The following is a 21,766-nucleotide window of genomic DNA, read 5'->3' as shown; positions in this document are numbered from 1 at the left end:
AAAAATCAGCTACGCACCATAAAATTTTATAGCTCAGTTGCAACAGAAAGAAAAAAGATAAATTCACCCTTTAAAGCAGTTTACTCAAATGTTATTTTTTACCCCATAATACTTTAAAAATGAATAATTACACCGCGCTATTTTTAAGAAAAAATCAACAATTATCAAAAAGACTACCGTTTTATTATGATTCATTAAAAAATTATCGCCTTACTTAATTTGAATGACAAAAATTAAGTAGTACTACGTAAATATTTCTATATTTGCCGTCCAAGAGTAAAGTTTAATTGTTTTATATACTATTATGAGTAAAGCTAAATTAGAGTATATCTGGTTAGATGGTACAAAGCCAACTGCTAGTATGAGAAGTAAAACTAAAATCGTTGATGATTTTAGTGGAAAATTAGAAGATTGCCCAATGTGGTCTTTTGACGGAAGTTCGACTAACCAAGCGGAAGGTGGAAATTCTGACTGTTTACTAAAGCCTGTTGCCATATACCCAGATCCACAACGTAAAGGTGGATATTTAGTAATGACTGAAGTTTTAAATGCTGACGGTACTCCGCATGATGATAATGCGCGTGCTACTATTGAAGATGATGATAACGATTTCTGGTTTGGATTTGAGCAAGAATACTTTTTATACGATGTAGAAACTAATTTACCTGTTGGTTTCCCAAGAGACCAAACTCCACAGGGACAGTTTTACTGTTCAGTAGGCGCTAAAAATGCATTTGCACGTGATATGGTTGAAGAACATTTAGACGTTTGTTTAGAAGCGGGATTAAATGTTGAAGGTATTAATGCTGAGGTTGCTGCCGGACAGTGGGAGTTCCAATGTTTTGCACAAGGAGCTAAATTAGCTGGTGATGAAATTTGGGTATGCCGTTACTTATTAGAGCGTATTGGCGAGTCTTACGGATTACAAGTTGTTTGGCATCCTAAGCCACTTGGTGATACTGACTGGAATGGTTCTGGTATGCACGCAAACTTCTCAAATACTATATTGAGAACTTGTGGATCTAAAGAAACTTACGAAACTATTTGTGAAGCATTCCGTCCATTTGTTAAAGAACATATTGAAGTATACGGAGCTTACAATGATCAGCGTTTAACTGGTAAGCACGAAACTGCTGCTATTACTGATTTCAGTTATGGAGTATCTGACCGTGGAGCTTCAATCCGTATTCCGATTATTACTGTGGAAAAAGGTTGGAAAGGATGGTTGGAAGATCGTCGTCCATCTTCAAACGGAGACCCATACAAAATTGCTGCACGTATTATCAAAACTGTTAAAACTGCTAAAGTTTAATCAATACGATAATCTAATTATAAAAAAGGCTTTCATTTTAGTGGAAGCCTTTTTTTTGCTTGTTTCTTAAAATTGGAATTGCTAATTTGAATACATCTCTAAAAGGTTTTCAAAACTTTTTTGAGGTGCACGATAAAATAAGGGATAAAGAATTGCTTTAGGCAGTGGTATATCAGCTATTACTCGCGTTACGTTTTGAATTTCTGTAACCTTTTCCGATACTTTTTTTAATTGCCAACTCCCCGACATACCTGCAATTTCTTCACAATTTACACAAAACAAAGTATCTGTAACCGGCGTACTCTGCATTTGATAAACAATTTTATCTTCAACACTACTCTTAATTAATTTTATTTTAATTTTTCGGTCTTTTAACGGGAAAGGAGCCAAAATTTTTGCTCGGAACAAAAAAGTATTTACGCTGGCATTTAGTAATTCCGCTTTATCATATTTGTATAACCAACTGGGATAATTGCTTATGTTTTCAAGCAATTTTTCCAATTCATTAACTGACGCATTTATCTTGGTAGTAGTTCTGAAATGATATACATCCCTTATAGTTTCCTTATTCTTTTCAACAATAATCCCGTTTTTTTCAACTACAACTTCCCATTCCTGTCCAGTTGCTATAAAAGGAATTAAAAACACAAAAAGTAACCACCGTAAAACCATATCGTTTAAGATAATCAATTAATTATTTCTGAAAAAATTATCATTGAAATACCGTTTCTAATGTAAATGCAAACCAATCACCTTTATCAGAATCATTCTACTTCTCCTTACTGAAATACCTGATTTATCGGAAAACTGTTGCTGAGTTAAATTTAGCTTTTCATGGAATTTATAAACTTAGGCATTCTTTTGCATGGTATTATTTAACTTTATGCTAAAAATGTAACCATTAAAAAAGTGATGTAACCTAAAAAGATAACACCTCCTTTTAATCGATTAATTTCATTACGGTTAGGAAGTAAGGTTATAGGTAGTAGTACTAATGCAAAGCCTAGCATCCAGAAAATATCATTGCTCAAAATCTCTACGCTATCTACTTTTATTGGCTGTACCAAAGCGGTAATTCCTAAAACTGACCCAATATTAAAAATATTTGATCCAATTAAATTTCCTATTGAAATTGATTTTTCTTGTTTCATAACCGCAATTACCGAAGCCGCTAGCTCAGGCACACTTGTACCCACTGCAATCATAGTAACTGCAATTACTCGCTCACTCACTCCCATCAATTTGGCCAAATCTACAGCGCCTTTAACTAATAACTCCGACCCAAAATACAGGGATACCGCTCCAATAAGCAACCACATTCCTATTTTAAAGTAAGAAACACTTTCTAAATCTTCATCAACCTCGTCACTAATTTTTTCTTCTCCCACAAGGGAACTCCTTTTTGCATTACGAATCAAAATCACTAGAAAAACTACAATAGCAGCTAATAATATCCCTCCCTCAAAAAAAGATAACACTTGATCATTTGCTAAAAATAAGTAAAGTAAGCCTGAAAAAAACACCATTGACGGCCAGTGCATAGTAAAAAAATCACGCTCCACATACAACGAGCCTAAAATAGCTGTAATCCCTAAAACTAATCCTATGTTAGCTATATTAGAGCCAATAACATTACCTAAGGATATGGAAGCATATCCGTCCATTGCTGCCTGTAAACTCACTAGCAATTCCGGAGCTGATGTTGCAAAAGACACCACCGTAAGCCCAATCACCATTTTAGAAATATTGAATTTAAAAGATAGTGCAACGGAAGATCGTACTAAAAACTCCCCTCCTACAACTAATAAAATTAGCCCGACAATAATAAAAAAAACACTCATAAATTCTTTTTTTCAAGAAGCAAATATAGAGAATTATACTCCAGTCTATGTCACCAATTACTAACTTAATACAGCACACATACAATTAACCTACTGATTTTAAAATATTACAAAAACTATTCTATAATTTTTTTCAAAAAAAGTTTGTCACACATTTTTACAATTTTCGTATATAAAATACAGAACCAAAAAAATTACTAAACCATGAAGAGATTATATATCATAGCTTTAAGTTTGGGTGTTTGTTACAGTGCTTTTGCAAATGAAACACTACAAGCAACTATTACTAGTTACACGCAAGTTACCACAGATGAAGTCATTGGAACTATTTCCAAAAATACTTCCGAAAAACAATTTGAAGATTTGATTGCTTATTTTAAAGAAAATGAAATCAAACTTGACATTTCCGAAGTTAATTATAATGATCAAGAAGAAATTACGGGAATCAAAATTTTACTCCAAAAAGGCAGTCAAAAAAGTAAATACGCCATGTCATCCAATGTTCCTATTGCTGATTTGGAATTAGGCAGTAAAAATGATTCATTATATATCACTACTAAAGGTAATTTACAATCGGATCGAATAAGTGCTATAATGGATGAATTTGAAAAAGCAAACGAATCCTTTGATTCATTTTTATCGGAACATCCCTTTTCTTTTTCTTTTAGTAGTGATCAATTAAGAGATCTATTAAATAATGCTGAATTTGACTTTGAAGAATTTGCCAATGGTTTTATTCACGAAGGTGAAGAAGTTAATAACCAATCTGAGCACACCAAATCACATAAAAAATCTAGAAATTCACTTCCTAAATTCAATTTTATAAACAATCCTAATATTAATAAACTCATTATTATTGACGGAGAAGAAACTGATTTTAACACCCTAAATAAACTCGCCAAATCGGATCAACTGGACGAAGTTGACAATTTGAAGCCCTCTACAGCTATTAGCCTTTATGGCAAAAAAGCTAAAGATGGCGCTATAATAGCAACTACTAAAAAATAAATACGTAAACCCGAATTAAACAAAATGGTAGCATATCAATTTTTTAAATATATGCTACCATTCCTATACTTTGTCTTTTTACCTGGGTGGGCTCAACACCCAAATAAAACAAAAGTTTTAACTGGCCAAATCACGAATACTGAATTTAATGTTTCGGGGATTCATATTACTAACCAAAACACCTCAAAAAATACAATCACAGACAACAAGGGGCAATTTGAAATTTTAGTAAACAAAAACGACTCTTTAATTTTTAATGGTATTAGCTATAAAAATAAACTGCTAGTTGTTAACGATTCTATTTACCGTCAAAATTATATTACAGTAAAACTAAAAGAACGCGTTACTGAACTAAAAGAGGTGACTATATTACCACACAATCTTTCTGGGAATTTAGAAAATGATCTATTAAAAATCCCTTTTCACCAACCTAGATCAGCTAAAGATATTGGTTTACCTGTTTACGAAGGCATTCAACAAGAACATATACCTACGCTATTAGAAACCTTTAATTACGGTTTAATTACCTCAATAAATTTAGAAGCTTTGCAAAAGCATATCAATGGGTACTACAAAAGGCTTAAAGGAAAACGCAAATGGGATAATGACACCAAATTAGCTGAAGATGTAATTTATTTTTACAAGAAAGATTTTTTATCAAATACCTACAACATCCCACCTGATCAAGTACTCACTTTTGTGTATTTTTGTATGTTAACTGATAAAAACTTTAGCTCAAATTTCAGAAATAAAAACCATGAACTCATTTTAAAAGTCTTTAAACAAAAAAGCCCGCAATTTTATAAATAAACCCCGACCACAAATCAGTGGCTACTTTTGTAAGAAATTTAGGTTTATTTTATAATTTTGCAAAAAAAAGATATGTACCAATTCCTTGCTAAAATTAACAAACTCCTCCTCCCTAGCTTTAGCAAACGTCAATTAGACCTTACGAAAGCTTCAAAATTTCAATTGGCCATTATTGGCTGGAGGGCTTTTGTAACTAAAAAAGCCATAAATCAATAAGTGAGTAAACTTTTAACAGGCACTTTTAATTCCTCTGCTCCTTTCAAAAAATCAAGTTCGATAATAAAGTTGCACTATAATCTAATATCACTTGCAATTTCCTAAAAAGATAAAATGAGGAATTTTATTTAATACAATTAACGAAAAGATACTTAGCATATATTTCGTTTCTTTTTTACAATTCATGCGTTAAATAATAATTCAACCCAGATTATGTAATAGAACTTTGTAATGAGACATGCAACCACAATAAAAACAAGTGCTTTCTCAATTTCAACATAGCACCGCTATGGTTAAATTGAAAAGTGCAACGAAGTGTTTGTTTTTGAAGTGGTTTCATGGTATAATACGATTTTAATATAAATATTTCGTATATTTAAGGATGCCAAAATCATCTACTCTAATAGTCAAAGAGAGTCTTTCAGAGCTCTAATCATTATTACGCAAACAAGATAATCCTAAAAATATTCTGCGTTTACAATCTCTTATCCACATAAAAGAAGCGCGTTTTAAAAAGCGCAGTGAATTAGCTTCTCATTTAGGTTATAATATTCGTTCTATGGAATTGTGGTTAAAAGATTATCGCGACAAGGGGTTAGCAGGACTTTTAATTCCAGTTAAAGAAAAACAAAAGCGTACCCGTCATGTGAATAAAGAAATTCATGAAGAATTAGAAAAAAGATTAAATGATCCTCGTTTAGGTTTTAGCAGTTATGTTGAAGCTCTTCAGTGGGTAAACAATACTTTTGAAACATCTATTCAGTATGCTACTTTACGCAATTATATGATTGAATTTTTTGGAACAAAAATCAAACAACCTCGCAAGTCTCATATTAAAAAATCAGAAGAAGCTAAAGTTGATTTTTTAAAACTTACCTGATTACCTGAATCAAGTTATACTTAGTCTAAATAGAGATAAATTTCCGTATGTGAATCTATATTTTCAAGATGAATCAAGATATAGAATGATGACCCATCTTGGGAGCATTATTGCGGCAAAAGGAGTACAACCTATTGTTAATTTCAAACAAGAATTTAAGAATACTTACCTATATGGTAGTTATTCTCCTATTGATGGGGATGCTTTTGTATATGAAATAGAACAAGTCAATTGTGAAGCGTTTGAAAAATATTTACATGCATTTTCGAAACATCAACCTAACGAATATAAAATTGTAGTAATTGATAATACAGGTTTTCATTCAACCAAAAATATTCATCTACCTGATAATATACACTTACTTCGAATACCTCCATATACTCCTGAACTAAACCCTTGTGAACAAGTATGGAAATATATAAAAGATAAGTATAAAAACATTTGTTTTGATTCAATAGAAAAAATCAAAGAATGGCTACACGAATTTACGAAAGGTATGGATCAAGAATTGATTAAATCAATTACTAGCAATCACCATTATATCAATGCTTTTATGCGGAAATATTAAATTAAAAGCGTATAATAGAATCTTTTCAATTTTTAATATATAAATAATAAAACCTTAAGTTTTAAAAGCTTTGAGGTTTTGTAATTTTAAAATTTCCGATAGAGGAATACAGTATATTTTCTCCCTGCTCCAGCTAACATTATGCTAGTGGCAACATACAGGATACGGATATACACCCCGATAGCCTGACTTGTGTTAGTATTCACTGATTAAACATACCAAAAAAGCAATACAAAACCGAAGCTCTTTAGAACTTCGGTTTATTTATAACTATTAAAAAATGTCATTTACAAAAGGTAATAAATATCAAAACCAATCGCGCTGACTTATGTTATTATCACTGGTTATAATTTTACAAAACGAATTGTTTTTCCTTGTTCGGTTTTAATAAAATATACTCCTGGGCCTACTGATAATTCAAATTCTATAAAAATCGAATTAGTTGAATTAGTTACACGAATAGGCACAAGCTTTCCTTCAACATCGGCAACTTGAACATCAACACTTGATGTTCCCTTTACTTCAATAAATTGATTTCCTGGATTAGGGTACACTATTATATCATTAGAGGCTATTTCCGTAGTTAATTGTTTGGCTCCAGATACTACCTGCCAGTCAAAAGTTTCCCAACCTTGATCCGAAGTTCCTTTAGCTCTTACCACTCCGTTATCTTCGGTCCAAGCTGCTTGTAACCATCTATTGGTATGTAAACTTTTTAATGCTACTTTGCCATTGCCCTTAGACCTCCATTCAAATTGCTCCCAAGCAAACTTTCCATTTCCATTTGGTCGTACCGATGCTTGAATATCCGTATTAGGCACTTGTACATATTTATTATTTGACAATGCTTTTAATGCAATACCTCCTCTGGGGTGTGATTCTACTCTAAATCTTTCCCAGCTTCTTGCTACAGGCCTATTGGCTATTAATCTATTATTTGCAGCTTCGGCGGTCACATAACCCCTATTGCCTCCTGTTTTTCGTAACGAAATCACTTGATTAATTGGTGCGCCATTATTTGAAGCATCATCTTTTAATTCATAAGTACGCACATAATCAATATACATCGTATTTATATTGCTATTAGACAAATCTGCTCTATTAGCAACACCTCCAAGCCAATTAGCCTCTTCTGTCCACAAATCCCACTGTATGAATTGATCTCTCGTGAAATTTCTTGTAGACTTTAAAGTACCTGCGTACTCACGATCTAAATAAAGATCTATTGTATTTTTATCTTTCCAGTGAGCACCAAAAATATGAAACTCTTCATTCCATTTTTTACCTTTCAATGGATTATTCGCTGAAAGATTTCTATTATCGAATGCATTTTGTCTATTTTCCACATCACCATTCTCAACCAAAAAATACTGAGATCCCATTTTCCATGGTTGATTAGGTTGACAACCACAAGAAGGTTTTGAATTATTTTCTATAATATCAATTTCATCTCTATCATTAGCATTACCATTATTCAACCAAAAAGTGTTATAGGCAGAAATATGGGCTGTTCGAATTCGGCTTTCTGTATACATAGGAAATTTTATCCCTGTCTTTGCTTGCACTCTACAAGATTCAAACCACCTTTCATTGTCGGCTTTACTTTTATCATCTGTAGCTCTAATCCACAAATTACCATCAGTTACGCCTGCATTTTTGGCTTTCATTGCAGTAGGATTGTGCCCACTAAAACCTGGGTAGTCCCAAAGTGATTTAAACCATTTGGTGTCATCAAATCCGTTATTAAATTCGTCAGATAATTTATCTACTTGTACCCATTTTTTTCCAGATGGAGCACCAGGCTGAGCCAATAATGCTGTTGATGCAAAAATGCTAAAAATGATTAATACTAAATACTTTGAGAGCTTTTTCATAAATTAGTTATTATTAAAGAATTGTTTAGTTTTTAGAAATTTACTATGACTTTATGAATTATAACGTTTTCGTAAAATTTCACGTAAATATACAATATTTTTTCTTTTTTGAAAGATTTTTCTTTCATAGCAACATTAATTTCATGATTTTAAATGAACCACTATGGACTTGAAGTCCATAGTTTCCTTTACGACTGAAAGTCATTCTAATATAAAACTTGAACCATCATCATTAGGCTTTCGATGGTGCTCTAAATATTCATTAACCATCTCATCTGTAATATTTCCAGTACTCCAACAACCATAACCTATACCCCAGAAATGACGACCCCAATAACGCTTATTTAACTCTGGAAACTCTTGTTGTAATTTCCTAGAACTTCTTCCTTTTAATTTCTTAACCAAATCACTTATCGATAATGAAGGTCGGCATTCAACATGCATATGGACATGGTTCGTTGAGACAACTCCCTTTAGAATATTGACATCCTCTGATTAACAAATCTGTATCAAAATTGTACGACAACGCTGCTTTATATCTCCTTGCAATACTGAATATCTGTATTTTGTGCTCCAAACTAAGTGAACTGTTAACCGACTTACGCTATGACCATTACTTCGTTGATAAGACATTATACGAAGATAAATTTTTAGAAGCTAAAAGCGAAATGCACTAAAGTACATAGTTTTAACTATTTTTAAGACCAATAAATGATGCAAAAACTCCTTGTAAAAGCTACCAAAATTCAGCTAGCAATAATAGACTGGAGATCTTTTATTACCAAAAAAGTCATAAATTAATAAGTGAGTAAACTTTTAACTGGTACTTTTAATTTCCCTGCTCCTTTTAAAAAAACAAGTTCAATAATAAAATTACACTGCACAATTTCACCTCCTAGACGTTCTACCAAATTACACACCGCTTTTGCCGTGCCACCTGTTGCTAAAACATCATCATGTATTAATACTTTATCGCCTTTATTAATACCATCAATATGAATTTGCAACGTATCATCTCCATACTCTAATGCATAAGCTTCCTCAATAGTAGCGCTGGGTAATTTTCCTTTTTTACGCACTGGCACCAAACCCGCCCTTAGCTTTTCAGCAAGTAATCCGCCAAAAAAGAAACCTCTGGCATCAATACACACTACCTTATCTATTGGTTGCGGTATTAATTTCACTAAACTCTCTGCGCAATAACGAAAGGCTTTAGGATCTCCTAACATTGGAGTAATATCCTTAAAAACAATACCTTGTTTAGGAAAGTCAGGAATATCACGAATGTAGGTTTCTAAATTCATAGCTTTATTTTATGTTTCTGTAAAAATATGCACAAAAATTGTTTTGTAAAACTAAAAAAAGAATCTATATTTGCACCCGCAATAGCAGCAAAGTTACAGCAAAATTATCAAAACGGCCTCGTAGCATAACTGAATAGTGCACTTGATTACGGCTCAAGAGGTTGCAGGTTTGAATCCTGCCGAGGTCACAAACAAAAAGAGTTAATTCATTTATTAATAATGAGTTAGCTCTTTTTTATTTTGTAAATATTCTTATTTGTAACAGATTTTGTAACAAAAATAATTCCATACCAACAAGAGACCCAATTCTTCGTTAACAATCTTTTTCTGACAAAATGACTTTAATAAATTTATTTTAAGAATGGTTTACTTAAGTCTTTTATCGAATTTAAATGTAGTTAATCCCCTACATATAAAAAAGATAAACAACTGAATGACAAGATGTCTACAATTAATAAAGGGCATTAATATTGCCATACCAACATCAATTGGAAACAAAAAAGCCCTTACCTCTGACCGAAAGGACTTTTTAAGTTTAGAGTGATCTTTATAGTAAAAGAGGGATCACCCTTTGTTTTAGTGGGGGCAAAAATAGTGCCTTTCTTCGATATACCAAAATTCTCTTTTCTCAGGCTTTAATTATCATTTTACTGCAACATGAAATGGTATAATTAAACTATTTTAATATGAACAATAATTACAAAAATGAGCTGAGTGAAATTTTAAATGAATTAGGAGATCATCTTGATATTTCTAAAGCAGAATACGACGCAGCTGTAAAAAGTTACGAAGCCGTAGGAGATTGGTTATCAAAACCCACTTCACCATTACATCAATTCAACCCAAAAATATTACCTCAAGGCTCTTTTATGTTAGGAACTATGATAAAACCTATCAATCAAGAAGATGACTTAGATGTTGATTTGGTCTGTAAACTTGAAAACAAACCTTACGATTGGACTCAAAAAGATTTAAAAAATGCCATAGGTAATCGCCTAAAAAATCATGACACTTATAATAGCATGATTGAAGACATAGATGGAGGGCAAAGATGTTGGACTCTAAAATATTCTGACAACTCAAACTACCATATGGACATACTACCTGCATTCGCTGACGAAAATTTTACAGTTTTTTTAAATGAATCTTTTAATAATTATCAAGATACGGATACAAAAAAAATAGCTATTAGAATTACCGATAAAGAATTAGATAATTATGATACAGAAATAGATACTGATTATTGGATGAAAAGTAATCCTTTTGGATACGCAAAATGGTTTATACAAAAAGCTACAATTTCTTCAACCAAAATGATGACTTTAAATGAAGCTGTTGACCCCCTAAGAGAATTTGAAAAAGAAAAGCCTCCGTTAAAAAGAGTAATTCAATTACTAAAGAGACATAGGGACATTATGTTTTCAGATAGCGCTTATGATATTGAAAACAAACCTATTTCTATAATAATAACTACTCTTGCCAGTCGAGCTTATGATAAAAGCGAAAATTTAATTGACGCATATATTAATATAGTAAGCAATATGAAATCATTCATAGAGGATAGAGTCAATATCAAAACTGGGAAAACAGAAAAGTGGGTTGTAAACCCTATTAATAATGAAGAAAATTTTGCTGACAAATGGACTATCACACCTCAAAAAGAAACATATTTTTACGAATGGCTTGACGAATTAGAAAAAGATCTTGAAAAAATAAGAAATAGTCATAATGTTGGTTTACATAATTTAAACGAATCGTTTACAAAGATGTATGGGAAAAACATATCTAACAATGCTTTTAAAAGTTATGGAAATAAAAAAAGGATTATTAGAGAAAATGGCAAATTAAGTATGTCAAAAGCTACTGGATTATTAGGAACTTCAGGCATCAAGATTAAAAATCATGAATTTAGAGGTTCTGTAAATGAGAAGTAAATATATGAAGATAAAAAGAGGGGAGGTTTCTAAATTGAATAAGAAAATTTCTCTTAAATCTCAAATAAAAAGAATAGCTGAAACCTTTCCAAATGCAGAATTTAAAAACAAAGACGGAAACTCTTTCCAGGTATTAATAAAATTACAACCAACTCCTCTTAGCAAATTTTATGAGATAAAAATTGATTATAGCATAATAAAAGGAATTGAAATTTATGTAATTAATGAAAAATTACAAATAGCCGAAAGACGTAATTCTTTACCTCATGTATATTCAACTGAAAAGCAAAAGCTTTGCTTATTTACTTATGCAAATAATGAATGGAATGATACAATGTCTATAAGCTCTACTATAATCCCTTGGACAAGTGAATGGCTATATTTCTATGAAATTTGGTTAATAAATGGGGATTGGCTTGGAGGAGGTCACGATGAATATATTAATGATAATAATACTAAATCAGAAAATGAGTAAGAAATTTAAAATATTGTCTATTGATGGAGGAGGTATTAAAGGAATCTTCCCTATAAAATTACTTATGCTGTTAGAAAGTGAATTAAAAAACAGAAATGATGGAAAGACCAAAATATATCAGCATTTTAATTTAATCACAGGAACATCCACAGGAGGCATTATTGCTTTAGCTCTCTCTTTAGGAATACCTGCACAAGAAATTTATAATATGTATTTAGATAACGCTAAAAGCATTTTTGGAAATAAGAGGCGGCTTATATTTGGTCAAATATTTAATTCATCTCACGATAGAAAGTTTTTAGAAAATTTGGTTAGGGAAAAATTCAAATCAATTAACAATGGTATTGACCCTTGCCTTAAAGATTGCAAAACAGACGTCTGTATCCCTATCTACGATTTGGTGAAGGGTAATCCAAGCGTACTAAAAACTCCTTATCACAAATCATTAAAAAGAGACTTACACATCCCTGCATATCAAGCTGCAATGGCTACTTCTGCTGCTCCTACCTACTTTGACCCATACACATCATCTTATACAGATTTCAATGGAATACATCAAGATTTTAGTAACAAAGTTGATGGCGGAGTTATGGCAAATAATCCAACATTAGTTGGTTTTATTGAAGCTATAAAAGCATTTAAAGTCGATATTTCTAACTTGGAAATACTTTCAATAGGCACAGGATATAAACGTTTTACAGATAATTCAACTCAAAAGTATAAAAGCTGGTTTACACGAATCATTGGAAATAAAAAACAATGGGGACTACATTATTGGATGTTTAAGAATAATAGAAAAAGACTAATTGAACTTTTTATGCAAAGCCAAGCACAACTCGTAGCTAATTACATCAGTCTTATGCATAAAGGTATAGATAAATCCGAAGAACAAAATCCAAATTTCGTCTACGATAGAATAGATGTTTTGCTTAATGAGGAAAACAATATTGAAATGGATGAATCTGATATTAACACTATTAAAAACTTTGCAGAACTTGCTTCTATTGATTATCAGGAAAATAGAACTAACATATTACAAAATCACTTTTATTAACTCCCATGAGACAATAGTTCATTATAATCTACTTCAAAAGCCTTAGCAAATTTCACAATAGTTGATAACCTCGGCTCTTGTAATCCTTTCTCGTATTTGCGAATATTCTCTCTATCAATTCCAACCAATGCACCTACATCCATTTGGGAGAGTTTTCTTTCTTTTCTGAGATTAAAAATCTTCTTCCCAAATAATTCTAAAGCTTCGTTTACCTCTTTCTTTTTAGTAGCCATATAATAAATATTGGCTTACAATTTGAATACTATTCCGTGATAACAAGGGATTGTTTACGCGGCAAAATGCTTATATTAGCTTCATAATTTTAAATATTAGCCTTTTATGAAAAAAATAATTACACTACTAACATCTTTATTATTCGTCAATTCAATTTATTCTCAAATTGCCCCTACAACAGGAAAAAAAATACTTGAAGTCAAGGAAAGTTATGATGGTGAATACTTTGAAAAAGTAAAGCAAGGAGACTTACCTTCTACTACCATTGAAGCAATGAAGAAAAAGTTCCCTAAGACTTTTATTAAATATGGTTTTACTGATATTACAATAAAAGAAGTTGGTAAAGTTGATTTCCCGTCAACCTCAACAAGTGCTAACAACTTTAAATTTCAAGCAAACCTAATAGATAATAAAACTGGAAACTTATATAAAGTCAGAATAGGTATGATGTCTTGGGCTCCAAAATATATTATCAAAGAAAGAATTAAGGAGGTCAAAAAGGAAAAAACTGTGGCTAAAGACTACTGCAATGAGATAAAGGTTATTAAAGATAAATTCGAGGACAAAACAACTTATTACTCGCCATCGGTTGGGAAAATTTCTTTAGGAAAATCTACAGGAGAAAAAGAAGATGGTAGCATATATATGTTCTTAGTAGCAAATAGTTCGCAATTCTCAACAAGTGAAAAAGGTTTAATTATTTTATTTGATGATGGTACTAAAATTTCAAAACCTAATGAATCTATAAGAGTTAAAATGGGTAAGGGAAAATACTTTGACTACAAAGCTACAATCAAACTTAACGATGAAGAAATTAAACTTTTTAAAGAAAAAATAGTTACTGATTTTAGGCTATACATTTATGACGAAGAAGTAAAAAACGGAAAGGATTTACAGGAATACATAAATTGTATGATAAAATAATATTACAATACAGAACAAAAACCACTTAAAATCAATACATTACAATAAATTAACTAAATATACAATATGACAAAAACAAGACTATTACTACTATCCATATTAGTAGCCTCTGTAACAAGCTGTACAAAAACTATAGAAAAAAATATGAATAGTGAGGACTTAAAGGAAGTTGCTAAGCTTATTACCGAACAATTTAAAAGTACACCTAAAAAAGGAAAATATGTAAATGATAATATGTCTACACTATTAAATTTTGTAGAATTAGGTAAAAAGATGGGTGCTCCAACGGATAAAATACCAACCTTTAAGGAAACCATAGAAGATTTGTCCAAAGATTATGATTCTATATCTGATGTAAAACTAAAAGCGAAGAAAAATAATGCTAAATTAAAGGGGTTTGTTGAACTCGTAGACGCTGAAACTGTATCAATAAGTAAATACAAAGGCTATTTAAAAATGAAACTAAAATTTAATAATGAGTTTGATAAGGATGTACTTTATGCCATTATTAACTATAAATATGTGAATGAATACGACACAACCTACTTTGACGAAAAATCAAAATTAACAGATAAGGTTGCTGATAATTTTAAGGGAGAGGTTGAGATTTCAACTAAAGAAGAATATAATGATATTGCAAATTTTATGTATACAAAGGTTCCTCAAGATACAATGAAAGAATTCCTATTAAAAGGAATGAAAGTATCTGTTACAGGTGTTGTATTTAAAGATAAATCAGAACTTACATACCAAGATGCTGATTGGGAATATTTTGACTAAAAAATTAAACCTATGTTTATTGGCTTGTTATATTATTGCAACAAGCCTTTTTTTTTAAGGAGAAATAAGCAGAAAAATAAATATTACAATGAATTTGTACATTTAAGTTACAACAACGATTAAAAAGGATTAATTTTCGGGTTTTGAGATTGATTTATGCTACTAAACAAGAATTTTACCAAATGAAAATTTAGCTAAGTTGCCTTGTGGAGGCTATTTAAGAAGAATATGATTTTTTCAGTAAAATAGTCTTTAAAAACCCACATACTAAAAACTAAATTTATCACAACCATCAAAAATTACTTAAAATCATTTCATATTTCAGACTTATTTCTTGAATAATTGAGCATAAAAAAATAATACAGATGCAATAACTTCATGACCAGTCGGCAATTACGAGATATGAGGTTTTATTTTGAAAATTCATCAGTAAAAATTTTTGTCAAAAATATTATAATTAAAAGGTCACCACTTTTCATCTCCAATTTTCACTTCAACTTCAAAATATGAATTTAATAAACTTGAAAATTCAGTTTTTAAGCTATCAAATCTACTTTCTGTTGTGCTTATACTATCGTGTCTTGTAATTAATAACATATCGGGAAACTTTCTTGCCACTCTTTTTGCACAAAAATCTAAAACACATTTTGCTTCCATTCTCTGCATCAATATTGGGAAATCTTTATAATTCTGACTCTTTCCTACATTTAGAATCTTCCATACCAAAGGAAACATAGCTTTAAAATCATTAACAGCTCTCACTCCAGTGGCTTTTGGGTTGATGTAAAGAGCATTTAACACTACCTTCTTTGCACATTTTCTTAAAGTTTCAAACTCATTTTCCTCTTGTAATACCTAGTATCCGCATCAAAAAAAGTTAAATAATCGGCAAGCCTCGTAAAATAACGATCACAAAGCTTTGCCGATCATATTGTTAGTAAAAGTTCTATCTATCAGCTAATTGACCAAAAACTTGGGTTCGAGGAGTTCAAAATCGACTCCCTTTTATTGTGATTTAATACGTTCTTATTTTCTATTGACCCTCCCTGGAGGAGAATGTGCCGAAGATATTACAGAACATTTTCGCAGAGAATTAGAACAAATAAAAGATTTTTCGGTTTGTTCAGCAGATACGCTATTGCGAATGCAAAAAGAATTAGCGACCACCAAACAAACCTATATTTCCTCGACAGCAGTTCAACACGATTTCAATATCAATATGAAGTTAAATGAACTGAGGATTGAACTTTTAATTCACTGCAAACAACTTTCCCCTAATAATCAAGACTATATTTTTGATTACGACAATCAATTTATACCCACAGCTAAATACGATTCAAAACGCAGTTACAAAAAAGCCGATGGATACTTTCCAGGAATTGCCACCATTGGGAATCACCCTGTTTATATTGAAAACAGAAATGGAAATAGTAATGTCAAATACAAGCAAGACCAAACCCTTCAACGCGCCTACAATACTCTTAAAAAATTTGGAATAAAACCCAAATATAGCCGTATGGATTGTGGCTCATTTGTTAAAACCGTTATTCCTGTAGTTGAAGCTAATAGTGAGTATTTCTTTATTCGAGTGCAGCGTTGCACCAGTCTTTACGGCACTATAAAAGAAATAACCCAATGGCAGGATGTTGAAATTGGCTTCAAGAACTATCAGATTGCATCAATACAATACGCCTCTTTCGGAGAAAAAAAGACCTACAGATATGTTTATAAGTAGAGAAAAAAGATCAACTACACAAGGCGATTTATTCACTGGAGACGATTTTTAATACAGAGCTATAATGACCAATGAAACCGAAATGACGGATTTTGAGGTTATTGAGTTTTATAATGCTCGCGGAGAAAGTGAACGTGTATTTGACCAAATGAACAATGATTTTCATTGGAAGAAAATGCCCTTTTCTTTTTTAGAACAAAACACCGTCTTTTTGATACTAACGGCAATATGCAGAAATATGTTTCAATTTTTGACAGACTACATTAGTAAAAAAGTAGATTTTATTAAGCCCAACTTCCGATTAAAAAAGGTTATCTATCGTTTTATGGTTGTACCATCAAAATGGATAAAACGCGCAAGGCAAGAGGTCTTAAAATTATTTACTAATAAACAATATCACCTCTTATTGTAATGAGAAACTTAATTCACAAGAACAATCTTGGGATAACTACGCTTTATTAAATTATTTAAATAACTAAAAATGAGATTGTTGAAAAATAAAAAAATAGATAGCTATTATTTTGCTCACGGAATTCCTAAAATAAGAATTGACAAATGTTTTTATTTACCAAAATAAAATAACCCTTAAAAATCTCGCTTGTAATCTAAAAATTAGGGGAAATAAAGCTATTAATAACTTAAACTAACAACAAAAAAAATGGCTGCGGATTTTAGGTAATATTAAATCTCCTTTCTCAACTCGTAAGTTTTACACAATACTTATTATTAACTTCCCATATTGTCCCATTCTCTAATAAGGAATTACCCACTTCCTCATATATCTTACCGCTTCTTACTAAATCTACAAAACTAAAAATATCAACAAAATCAATAGGTTCAAAGGTTTTTAGCAACATAATACATTTATTTATAATTGTATTAATGTTTATTTTATATAGTTCTTGGTTATAATATCCCTTACTATCATTATTTATTAGTCTATTAATTTTGTATTTGATTTTTTGTTTACCATTATGTTGTAAAAAGGGATAATTTTTAGCAGTTTTATCAATTCCAATAAAAACTTGGAGTAGCACAGTAAAAATAAACGGCTGAGAATTTTTTATATCGCATTCCTTTAATTTTTTACCCTCGTAAGAAACAAACTGTTTTAAATCACTTGGAAGATTTGTAAAACAAGTATGCAATCTATTGTCTTTTCCGTCTCGTGAAAATACAGCTTGATTTTCCATAAAGTTTTCAATAAGTCTTAACCTTTTTTTCTTTGGTTTCTAATCTTACCTCTTTCTTTTTCAGATAGTTTATCATTATCTACATATTCTACCTCAACAAAATCCTTAGCTTCAGAGCTATTAATCCTAAAATTATAATTATCCAACCATTTGGTTAAATATTCGGTAGTGCTTCGAGCCTCAATTTTTCTATTATTAATCATTTTGTCAGATTTTTTTACAAAATCCGTATCAATAAAATTATACTCTTTACAACCTATGCCCTTACTGTAATCAATATCTAATAAATATTCATTTTCAACTTTATAGCCTTTACATTGCTTTTCACAATCTTTAAAATTTCTATGGTTTTTAACCTTTATAAAGCCATTATGCTGCATCCATTCTATGTGTAAAGGGTATTTAAACTTATTTGTATTTAACTTCTTTAAAAGGCAAGAACAAAGCCTATTGAAATCATCTTTTTCAATACTATACTGATAATCTTTAAGTATTAATCCAAGCAAAAAAAATATTAAGTCCAAACTCATTACTTCGTGTATTAATTCATTCATTCCATAGTATGCATTAATTACTTTCTCATGTAACTGTTGAGGTATTAAAACGCTATTTCTCATAAAGCCTATGTCAATTTAATTAATGCCTTTTCAATTTCAGAACGTTTATAATACACTCTACCTCCTATACCATAAGAACTAAGAGTTCCTTCGCTCGTCCATTTACTTAGTGTACTTGTACTTATTTTTAAAAACTCAGCAGTTTCGGGTCTTGTAAGTAAAGTTTCTTGTAGTTTTTCAGTTAAATCCTGTTTTAACTTTTTAATTTGTTCTTTCAAACTTTGGTTAATCAATTCGAATAATTGATTTGGTGTAACCTGCACTAATTGTAATTCATTCATACTATTCTATTTTTAATTATTAATAGCACAAATAAAACTTGGGGTATTTGGGGTTAAAACTTAGTATGAAAAAAAATAGCACCCGTGAAGGTGCTATTTTACTGGTATTTTGAAATTTTTATTTGGGGAAATTGGGGGTCAGTAATTAATTTTGCTCTAATACTTGAAGTATTAGTCGAATTTGGCTTGTGTTTTTACTTGATTTTGCACTTTTAATCCTACCTATTCCATCAATATCTTTTTCTACTCCATTAAAAGTAAATCTATCTGCCCACCAACTGTTGTAAATGCTCTTTCTTTTGAAATTATTATGTTCAAAATACTCATAGAACTTACTTATTATAGTTCCATAATCAGTACCAATACCGTTAGTTAAGTTGATTTTACTTTTTTTGTAATTTCCAAATGATGTAAACACCTCAACAAACTTCTCTTTAGAGGTTTCCTTTCCAAGGAAAAAACAAAACTCATCATATAAGTTGTGTAATAACTCATAATTAAATGTTCCAAAAACGGTTTTTTTCAAATGGCTATTCACATTTAGTTTTTCGCCTAAAAATGGATAGACCTCAAAAGCATACTCCTTAAAGTCAATCAGTTTCTGTTTTAAATACTCATCATTAGATAGCTCGTTGCTCAATTCTGCAATTTTCCAAATATTACTTTCACGGGAATTAACACTTATTTTATCCCCCGTAGGTGTAACATAGTTTTCTATTCCACCAGTAGGCAGGTTCTCTCCTAAATAACTTAGTTTTTCGTTATAGTAAACAATGGCTCTATCTAAACGAGAAATCTTACCATTAAATTCCTCTATCAACATTGTTAGTTGCCGCTTTGCATCTTGTTTATCAGAAGTAGTATCGAACAAATTTTTAAAAAATTGTTTTGTATCATTAAAACCTTTATCAATTAACTTCTTGAAATATTTATACTGTATCTCTTCAACATATTCATCTCCCTCATATGAATAGTTTGGATTAAGCAAAAAGTCACGCTTTGCGTTTTTAGCTTTAATTTGTTCTTCTTTGAACTTCTTTACCTCTGGTAAGTCATTTAATTCGGGTAAATAACTTCTTATTAATTGCTCTTTAAAGCTTTTTAAATTAAAAATTACTTTCTCATTTATACTGACGCCTTTTCTATTTACCACCGATATTGGAGGTAAGTCATTATTTAACTGACTTATTCGATAGCTGATTTTCTCAAAAATAAAAGAATGCAATATGGTCTTGAAAACTCTTGCATTTTCAAGAGAACCAAGAGTTTCAAAATAAGCATCATCAACAATTATTTTTAGTTCTCTACAGTAAACTTCTATTAATTTTAAATCTTTTGAATCAACTAAAACTTCAATTTTTGGTTTAATTTTTAATGCAACCTCTTTCATCAATCAACTTTCTTTAATTTTATTTCCTCCTGCCTCTTTTTATGAAATTCATTAATGTTTTTATATGCTATTGAAATATTCTTATCATCTGTAGCATTAATGTAATTCCTTAACATTCTTTCAGTTGCATGACCAGTAACTCTCATAATATCACTTATTGGAATTTTACCGTAATAGTTTGTAGCAAAGGAGCGTCTAAATGTTCGAGTAGTCATCAATTTATATTTTGGATATAAACCTCTTACTAAACGTTTTTTATAATTACCATCCTCTAACTTCTCAGAAATAGTCAAGTCTCCTTTTACTAAACCTTTTAACCCCACTTTTAAACAAACTCTTTTTATTTGCCTATTTAAGCTAATATCGTCGTTTTCACTATACGAAGTATTAGGTAGACCATATTTGTTAGTTAAGTACTTTAATCTATCAGAATTAGTTATTTGAACCCATTTTTTTGTTTTACTGGTCTTAAATTCCCAGTATTCAATTCCGTCAATTGACCTTTTATAATTACTTTCATTTAGCTTATTAAAATCAGAAAATCTCAACCCAGTTTCACAGCCAATTAGAATACATTTTTGAGCTTCTTGTAATGAGTTATTATAGGAAAAATCAAATTGCTCAATTTTATCTAACTCATTAAAATTTAATGTGACAACAATTTTTTCTAAGTCCTTTTCTAATTCATTAGAGCTTGTGAATTTTAAATTTGATAATTGTTTGTGAACCTTAATAATATCTTCTGTATCATTAAAATAAACATACTCTATAGCTCTTTTCGTTCTTTTTAAATGGTTAATAGCTGTAGATAATCTATAACCCTCATCTATCGTAGCCCAAGATTTAAAAGAATCTATAAATTGTTGATTGAAATCGGAAATATTATAAATTTTAGAATTATATTTTTCAAATTTTTCTATCCAACAAAATGTAGTTTTAAACTTTTTTAATTCCCCTTCATTTGAAGCATATTTACTATATATGGTAGTTATTGCTTCTTTAAGTAAATTTCGCTTTAAATTAAGCTCTAATAATTCTTGTTGCTTTAATATTTTTTGATATTCGGTATTGGTATTTTTAACTCCTTCTATAACTGAATGGCTATCATTAATAGCTTGTTTAAGCCAATCTTTACTAATAACAGTACCATTTGCAGAATCTTTTTCAAATAATAAAATTAGTCTTTCTTTAAATTCAAGTAACTTAGTTTTATGCGCTTTTAAATTAGCATCTCCACTAAGCATTTCAATCTTTTTATGAGATTTTACAGGCTTACCTTTTTTATTTGTCTTATATATCCAGTATCTCTTCTCTGAAACAAAGGGTGTACGCATAA

At 30.6% G+C, this 21,766-nt stretch carries 22 protein-coding genes, 1 tRNA gene and 2 pseudogenes; 13 read left to right on the top strand and 12 right to left on the bottom strand.

The features are described from left to right. Positions 1-304 precede the first annotated feature (304 nt). On the top strand, positions 305-1,312 hold the full coding sequence (locus tag GMC_RS0116370) for a glutamine synthetase beta-grasp domain-containing protein (RefSeq protein ID WP_010523169.1): 1,008 nt from the start codon (positions 305-307) through the stop codon (positions 1,310-1,312). Between the two features lie 81 nt (positions 1,313-1,393). Here GMC_RS0116370 and GMC_RS0116365 read toward each other — a convergent pair whose 3' ends face one another. Then, positions 1,394-2,002, bottom strand: coding sequence for an SRPBCC family protein (locus tag GMC_RS0116365; protein ID WP_238528030.1), 609 nt, complete (start codon positions 2,000-2,002; stop codon positions 1,394-1,396). A 191-nt stretch (positions 2,003-2,193) separates the two neighbouring features. Next, entirely contained in the window at positions 2,194-3,153 is a 960-nt protein-coding gene (locus GMC_RS0116360) for a calcium/sodium antiporter (RefSeq protein ID WP_010523167.1), read from the bottom strand. Positions 3,154-3,357: 204 nt separating this feature from the next. On the opposite strand from GMC_RS0116360, the gene GMC_RS0116355 reads away from it, so the two are divergent. The 5 genes from GMC_RS0116355 to GMC_RS0116335 all read left to right on the top strand — a co-directional run bounded on the left by GMC_RS0116355 (position 3,358) and on the right by GMC_RS0116335 (position 6,635). Then, complete coding sequence (locus GMC_RS0116355; protein ID WP_010523166.1) at positions 3,358-4,161, top strand: hypothetical protein; 804 nt, start codon at positions 3,358-3,360, stop codon at positions 4,159-4,161. Positions 4,162-4,185: 24 nt separating this feature from the next. Beyond that, positions 4,186-4,971: a carboxypeptidase-like regulatory domain-containing protein gene (locus GMC_RS0116350; RefSeq protein ID WP_010523165.1), complete on the top strand. Its 786-nt coding sequence runs from the start codon at positions 4,186-4,188 to the stop codon at positions 4,969-4,971. Positions 4,972-5,043: 72 nt separating this feature from the next. Further along, entirely contained in the window at positions 5,044-5,187 is a 144-nt protein-coding gene (locus tag GMC_RS22410) for a hypothetical protein (RefSeq protein WP_010523164.1), read from the top strand. 559 nt (positions 5,188-5,746) lie between these two features. After that, complete coding sequence (locus GMC_RS0116340; RefSeq protein ID WP_010523163.1) at positions 5,747-6,067, top strand: transposase; 321 nt, start codon at positions 5,747-5,749, stop codon at positions 6,065-6,067. A gap of 4 nt (positions 6,068-6,071) precedes the next feature. Next, the gene (locus GMC_RS0116335) at positions 6,072-6,635 is read left to right on the top strand and encodes an IS630 family transposase (protein ID WP_094766316.1); all 564 of its coding nucleotides are present in this window, start codon (positions 6,072-6,074) and stop codon (positions 6,633-6,635) included. Positions 6,636-6,979: 344 nt separating this feature from the next. Here GMC_RS0116335 and GMC_RS20190 read toward each other — a convergent pair whose 3' ends face one another. The 3 genes and pseudogenes from GMC_RS20190 to GMC_RS0116315 all read right to left on the bottom strand — a co-directional run bounded on the left by GMC_RS20190 (position 6,980) and on the right by GMC_RS0116315 (position 9,813). Continuing rightward, positions 6,980-8,509, bottom strand: a complete 1,530-nt coding sequence (locus GMC_RS20190; RefSeq protein ID WP_010523161.1) for a T9SS type A sorting domain-containing protein — start codon at positions 8,507-8,509, stop codon at positions 6,980-6,982. Positions 8,510-8,710: 201 nt separating this feature from the next. Beyond that, positions 8,711-9,142, bottom strand: a pseudogene (tnpA, locus tag GMC_RS20185) (IS200/IS605 family transposase). 164 nt (positions 9,143-9,306) lie between these two features. After that, positions 9,307-9,813, bottom strand: coding sequence for an adenine phosphoribosyltransferase (locus GMC_RS0116315; protein ID WP_010523159.1), 507 nt, complete (start codon positions 9,811-9,813; stop codon positions 9,307-9,309). Positions 9,814-9,927: 114 nt separating this feature from the next. Between GMC_RS0116315 and GMC_RS0116310 the strand changes: the two genes are divergently transcribed. The 4 genes from GMC_RS0116310 to GMC_RS0116295 all read left to right on the top strand — a co-directional run bounded on the left by GMC_RS0116310 (position 9,928) and on the right by GMC_RS0116295 (position 13,276). Further along, positions 9,928-10,001: transfer RNA gene (locus GMC_RS0116310), tRNA-Arg, on the top strand. A 498-nt stretch (positions 10,002-10,499) separates the two neighbouring features. After that, positions 10,500-11,747, top strand: a complete 1,248-nt coding sequence (locus GMC_RS0116305; RefSeq protein ID WP_010523158.1) for a nucleotidyltransferase domain-containing protein — start codon at positions 10,500-10,502, stop codon at positions 11,745-11,747. A 4-nt stretch (positions 11,748-11,751) separates the two neighbouring features. Then, complete coding sequence (locus GMC_RS0116300) at positions 11,752-12,222, top strand: type II CBASS E2 protein (protein WP_238528029.1); 471 nt, start codon at positions 11,752-11,754, stop codon at positions 12,220-12,222. Beyond that, a complete protein-coding gene (locus GMC_RS0116295) occupies positions 12,215-13,276 on the top strand; it encodes a CBASS cGAMP-activated phospholipase (RefSeq protein WP_010523156.1) in 1,062 nt (353 codons plus the stop codon). Before GMC_RS0116300 ends, GMC_RS0116295 begins: the two co-directional genes overlap by 8 nt. On the opposite strand, the gene GMC_RS20180 is transcribed toward GMC_RS0116295, so the two are convergent. After that, positions 13,273-13,509, bottom strand: a complete 237-nt coding sequence (locus GMC_RS20180) for a helix-turn-helix domain-containing protein (protein WP_010523155.1) — start codon at positions 13,507-13,509, stop codon at positions 13,273-13,275. The genes GMC_RS0116295 and GMC_RS20180 overlap by 4 nt on opposite strands. Before the next feature lie 106 nt (positions 13,510-13,615). On the opposite strand from GMC_RS20180, the gene GMC_RS0116285 reads away from it, so the two are divergent. Together GMC_RS0116285 and GMC_RS0116280 are read left to right on the top strand one after the other, a co-directional pair. Then, positions 13,616-14,434 carry a hypothetical protein gene (locus GMC_RS0116285; RefSeq protein WP_010523154.1) on the top strand — a complete coding sequence of 273 codons (819 nt, stop codon included), beginning with the start codon at positions 13,616-13,618 and terminating at the stop codon, positions 14,432-14,434. 66 nt (positions 14,435-14,500) lie between these two features. Next, positions 14,501-15,214 carry a hypothetical protein gene (locus GMC_RS0116280; RefSeq protein WP_029489854.1) on the top strand — a complete coding sequence of 238 codons (714 nt, stop codon included), beginning with the start codon at positions 14,501-14,503 and terminating at the stop codon, positions 15,212-15,214. 465 nt (positions 15,215-15,679) lie between these two features. Here the strand turns inward: GMC_RS0116280 and GMC_RS0116275 are convergent, their stop codons facing one another. Further along, positions 15,680-15,976 carry a hypothetical protein gene (locus GMC_RS0116275; RefSeq protein WP_138940662.1) on the bottom strand — a complete coding sequence of 99 codons (297 nt, stop codon included), beginning with the start codon at positions 15,974-15,976 and terminating at the stop codon, positions 15,680-15,682. A 153-nt stretch (positions 15,977-16,129) separates the two neighbouring features. On the opposite strand from GMC_RS0116275, the pseudogene GMC_RS23260 reads away from it, so the two are divergent. Beyond that, a pseudogene (locus GMC_RS23260) lies at positions 16,130-17,361 on the top strand (IS1380 family transposase); the annotation flags it as partial. Between the two features lie 283 nt (positions 17,362-17,644). Here GMC_RS23260 and GMC_RS0116265 read toward each other — a convergent pair. The 5 genes from GMC_RS0116265 to GMC_RS21760 form a co-directional block, all read right to left on the bottom strand. Further along, entirely contained in the window at positions 17,645-18,142 is a 498-nt protein-coding gene (locus GMC_RS0116265; protein WP_010523151.1) for a hypothetical protein, read from the bottom strand. A gap of 17 nt (positions 18,143-18,159) precedes the next feature. Next, positions 18,160-18,759, bottom strand: a complete 600-nt coding sequence (locus tag GMC_RS0116260; RefSeq protein ID WP_010523150.1) for a hypothetical protein — start codon at positions 18,757-18,759, stop codon at positions 18,160-18,162. Between the two features lie 5 nt (positions 18,760-18,764). Beyond that, entirely contained in the window at positions 18,765-19,040 is a 276-nt protein-coding gene (locus GMC_RS0116255; RefSeq protein WP_010523149.1) for a helix-turn-helix domain-containing protein, read from the bottom strand. A 145-nt stretch (positions 19,041-19,185) separates the two neighbouring features. Further along, positions 19,186-20,430 carry a hypothetical protein gene (locus GMC_RS0116250; protein WP_010523148.1) on the bottom strand — a complete coding sequence of 415 codons (1,245 nt, stop codon included), beginning with the start codon at positions 20,428-20,430 and terminating at the stop codon, positions 19,186-19,188. Continuing rightward, the coding region (locus GMC_RS21760; protein ID WP_010523147.1) for a site-specific integrase at positions 20,430-21,766 on the bottom strand (1,337 nt) is incomplete at its 5' end. The genes GMC_RS21760 and GMC_RS0116250, both read right to left, overlap by 1 nt.

This window comes from Aquimarina agarivorans (assembly GCF_000218485.1).
In the GTDB taxonomy this organism is placed as follows: Bacteria; Bacteroidota; Bacteroidia; order Flavobacteriales; family Flavobacteriaceae; genus Aquimarina; species Aquimarina agarivorans.
This window is presented reverse-complemented; position numbering and strand designations above follow the sequence as displayed.

Coding starts and splice junctions, on each gene's coding strand:
- GMC_RS0116370 (WP_010523169.1), top strand. CDS start 305: ATGAGTAAAGCTAAATTAGAGTATATCTGGTTAGATGGTACAAAGCCA.
- GMC_RS0116360 (WP_010523167.1), bottom strand. CDS start 3,153: ATGAGTGTTTTTTTTATTATTGTCGGGCTAATTTTATTAGTTGTAGGA.
- GMC_RS0116355 (WP_010523166.1), top strand. CDS start 3,358: ATGAAGAGATTATATATCATAGCTTTAAGTTTGGGTGTTTGTTACAGT.
- GMC_RS0116350 (WP_010523165.1), top strand. CDS start 4,186: ATGGTAGCATATCAATTTTTTAAATATATGCTACCATTCCTATACTTT.
- GMC_RS22410 (WP_010523164.1), top strand. CDS start 5,044: ATGTACCAATTCCTTGCTAAAATTAACAAACTCCTCCTCCCTAGCTTT.
- GMC_RS0116340 (WP_010523163.1), top strand. CDS start 5,747: ATGGAATTGTGGTTAAAAGATTATCGCGACAAGGGGTTAGCAGGACTT.
- GMC_RS20190 (WP_010523161.1), bottom strand. CDS start 8,509: ATGAAAAAGCTCTCAAAGTATTTAGTATTAATCATTTTTAGCATTTTT.
- GMC_RS0116315 (WP_010523159.1), bottom strand. CDS start 9,813: ATGAATTTAGAAACCTACATTCGTGATATTCCTGACTTTCCTAAACAA.
- GMC_RS0116305 (WP_010523158.1), top strand. CDS start 10,500: ATGAACAATAATTACAAAAATGAGCTGAGTGAAATTTTAAATGAATTA.
- GMC_RS0116300 (WP_238528029.1), top strand. CDS start 11,752: ATGAAGATAAAAAGAGGGGAGGTTTCTAAATTGAATAAGAAAATTTCT.
- GMC_RS0116295 (WP_010523156.1), top strand. CDS start 12,215: ATGAGTAAGAAATTTAAAATATTGTCTATTGATGGAGGAGGTATTAAA.
- GMC_RS20180 (WP_010523155.1), bottom strand. CDS start 13,509: ATGGCTACTAAAAAGAAAGAGGTAAACGAAGCTTTAGAATTATTTGGG.
- GMC_RS0116285 (WP_010523154.1), top strand. CDS start 13,616: ATGAAAAAAATAATTACACTACTAACATCTTTATTATTCGTCAATTCA.
- GMC_RS0116280 (WP_029489854.1), top strand. CDS start 14,501: ATGACAAAAACAAGACTATTACTACTATCCATATTAGTAGCCTCTGTA.
- GMC_RS0116265 (WP_010523151.1), bottom strand. CDS start 18,142: ATGGAAAATCAAGCTGTATTTTCACGAGACGGAAAAGACAATAGATTG.
- GMC_RS0116260 (WP_010523150.1), bottom strand. CDS start 18,759: ATGAGAAATAGCGTTTTAATACCTCAACAGTTACATGAGAAAGTAATT.
- GMC_RS0116255 (WP_010523149.1), bottom strand. CDS start 19,040: ATGAATGAATTACAATTAGTGCAGGTTACACCAAATCAATTATTCGAA.
- GMC_RS0116250 (WP_010523148.1), bottom strand. CDS start 20,430: ATGAAAGAGGTTGCATTAAAAATTAAACCAAAAATTGAAGTTTTAGTT.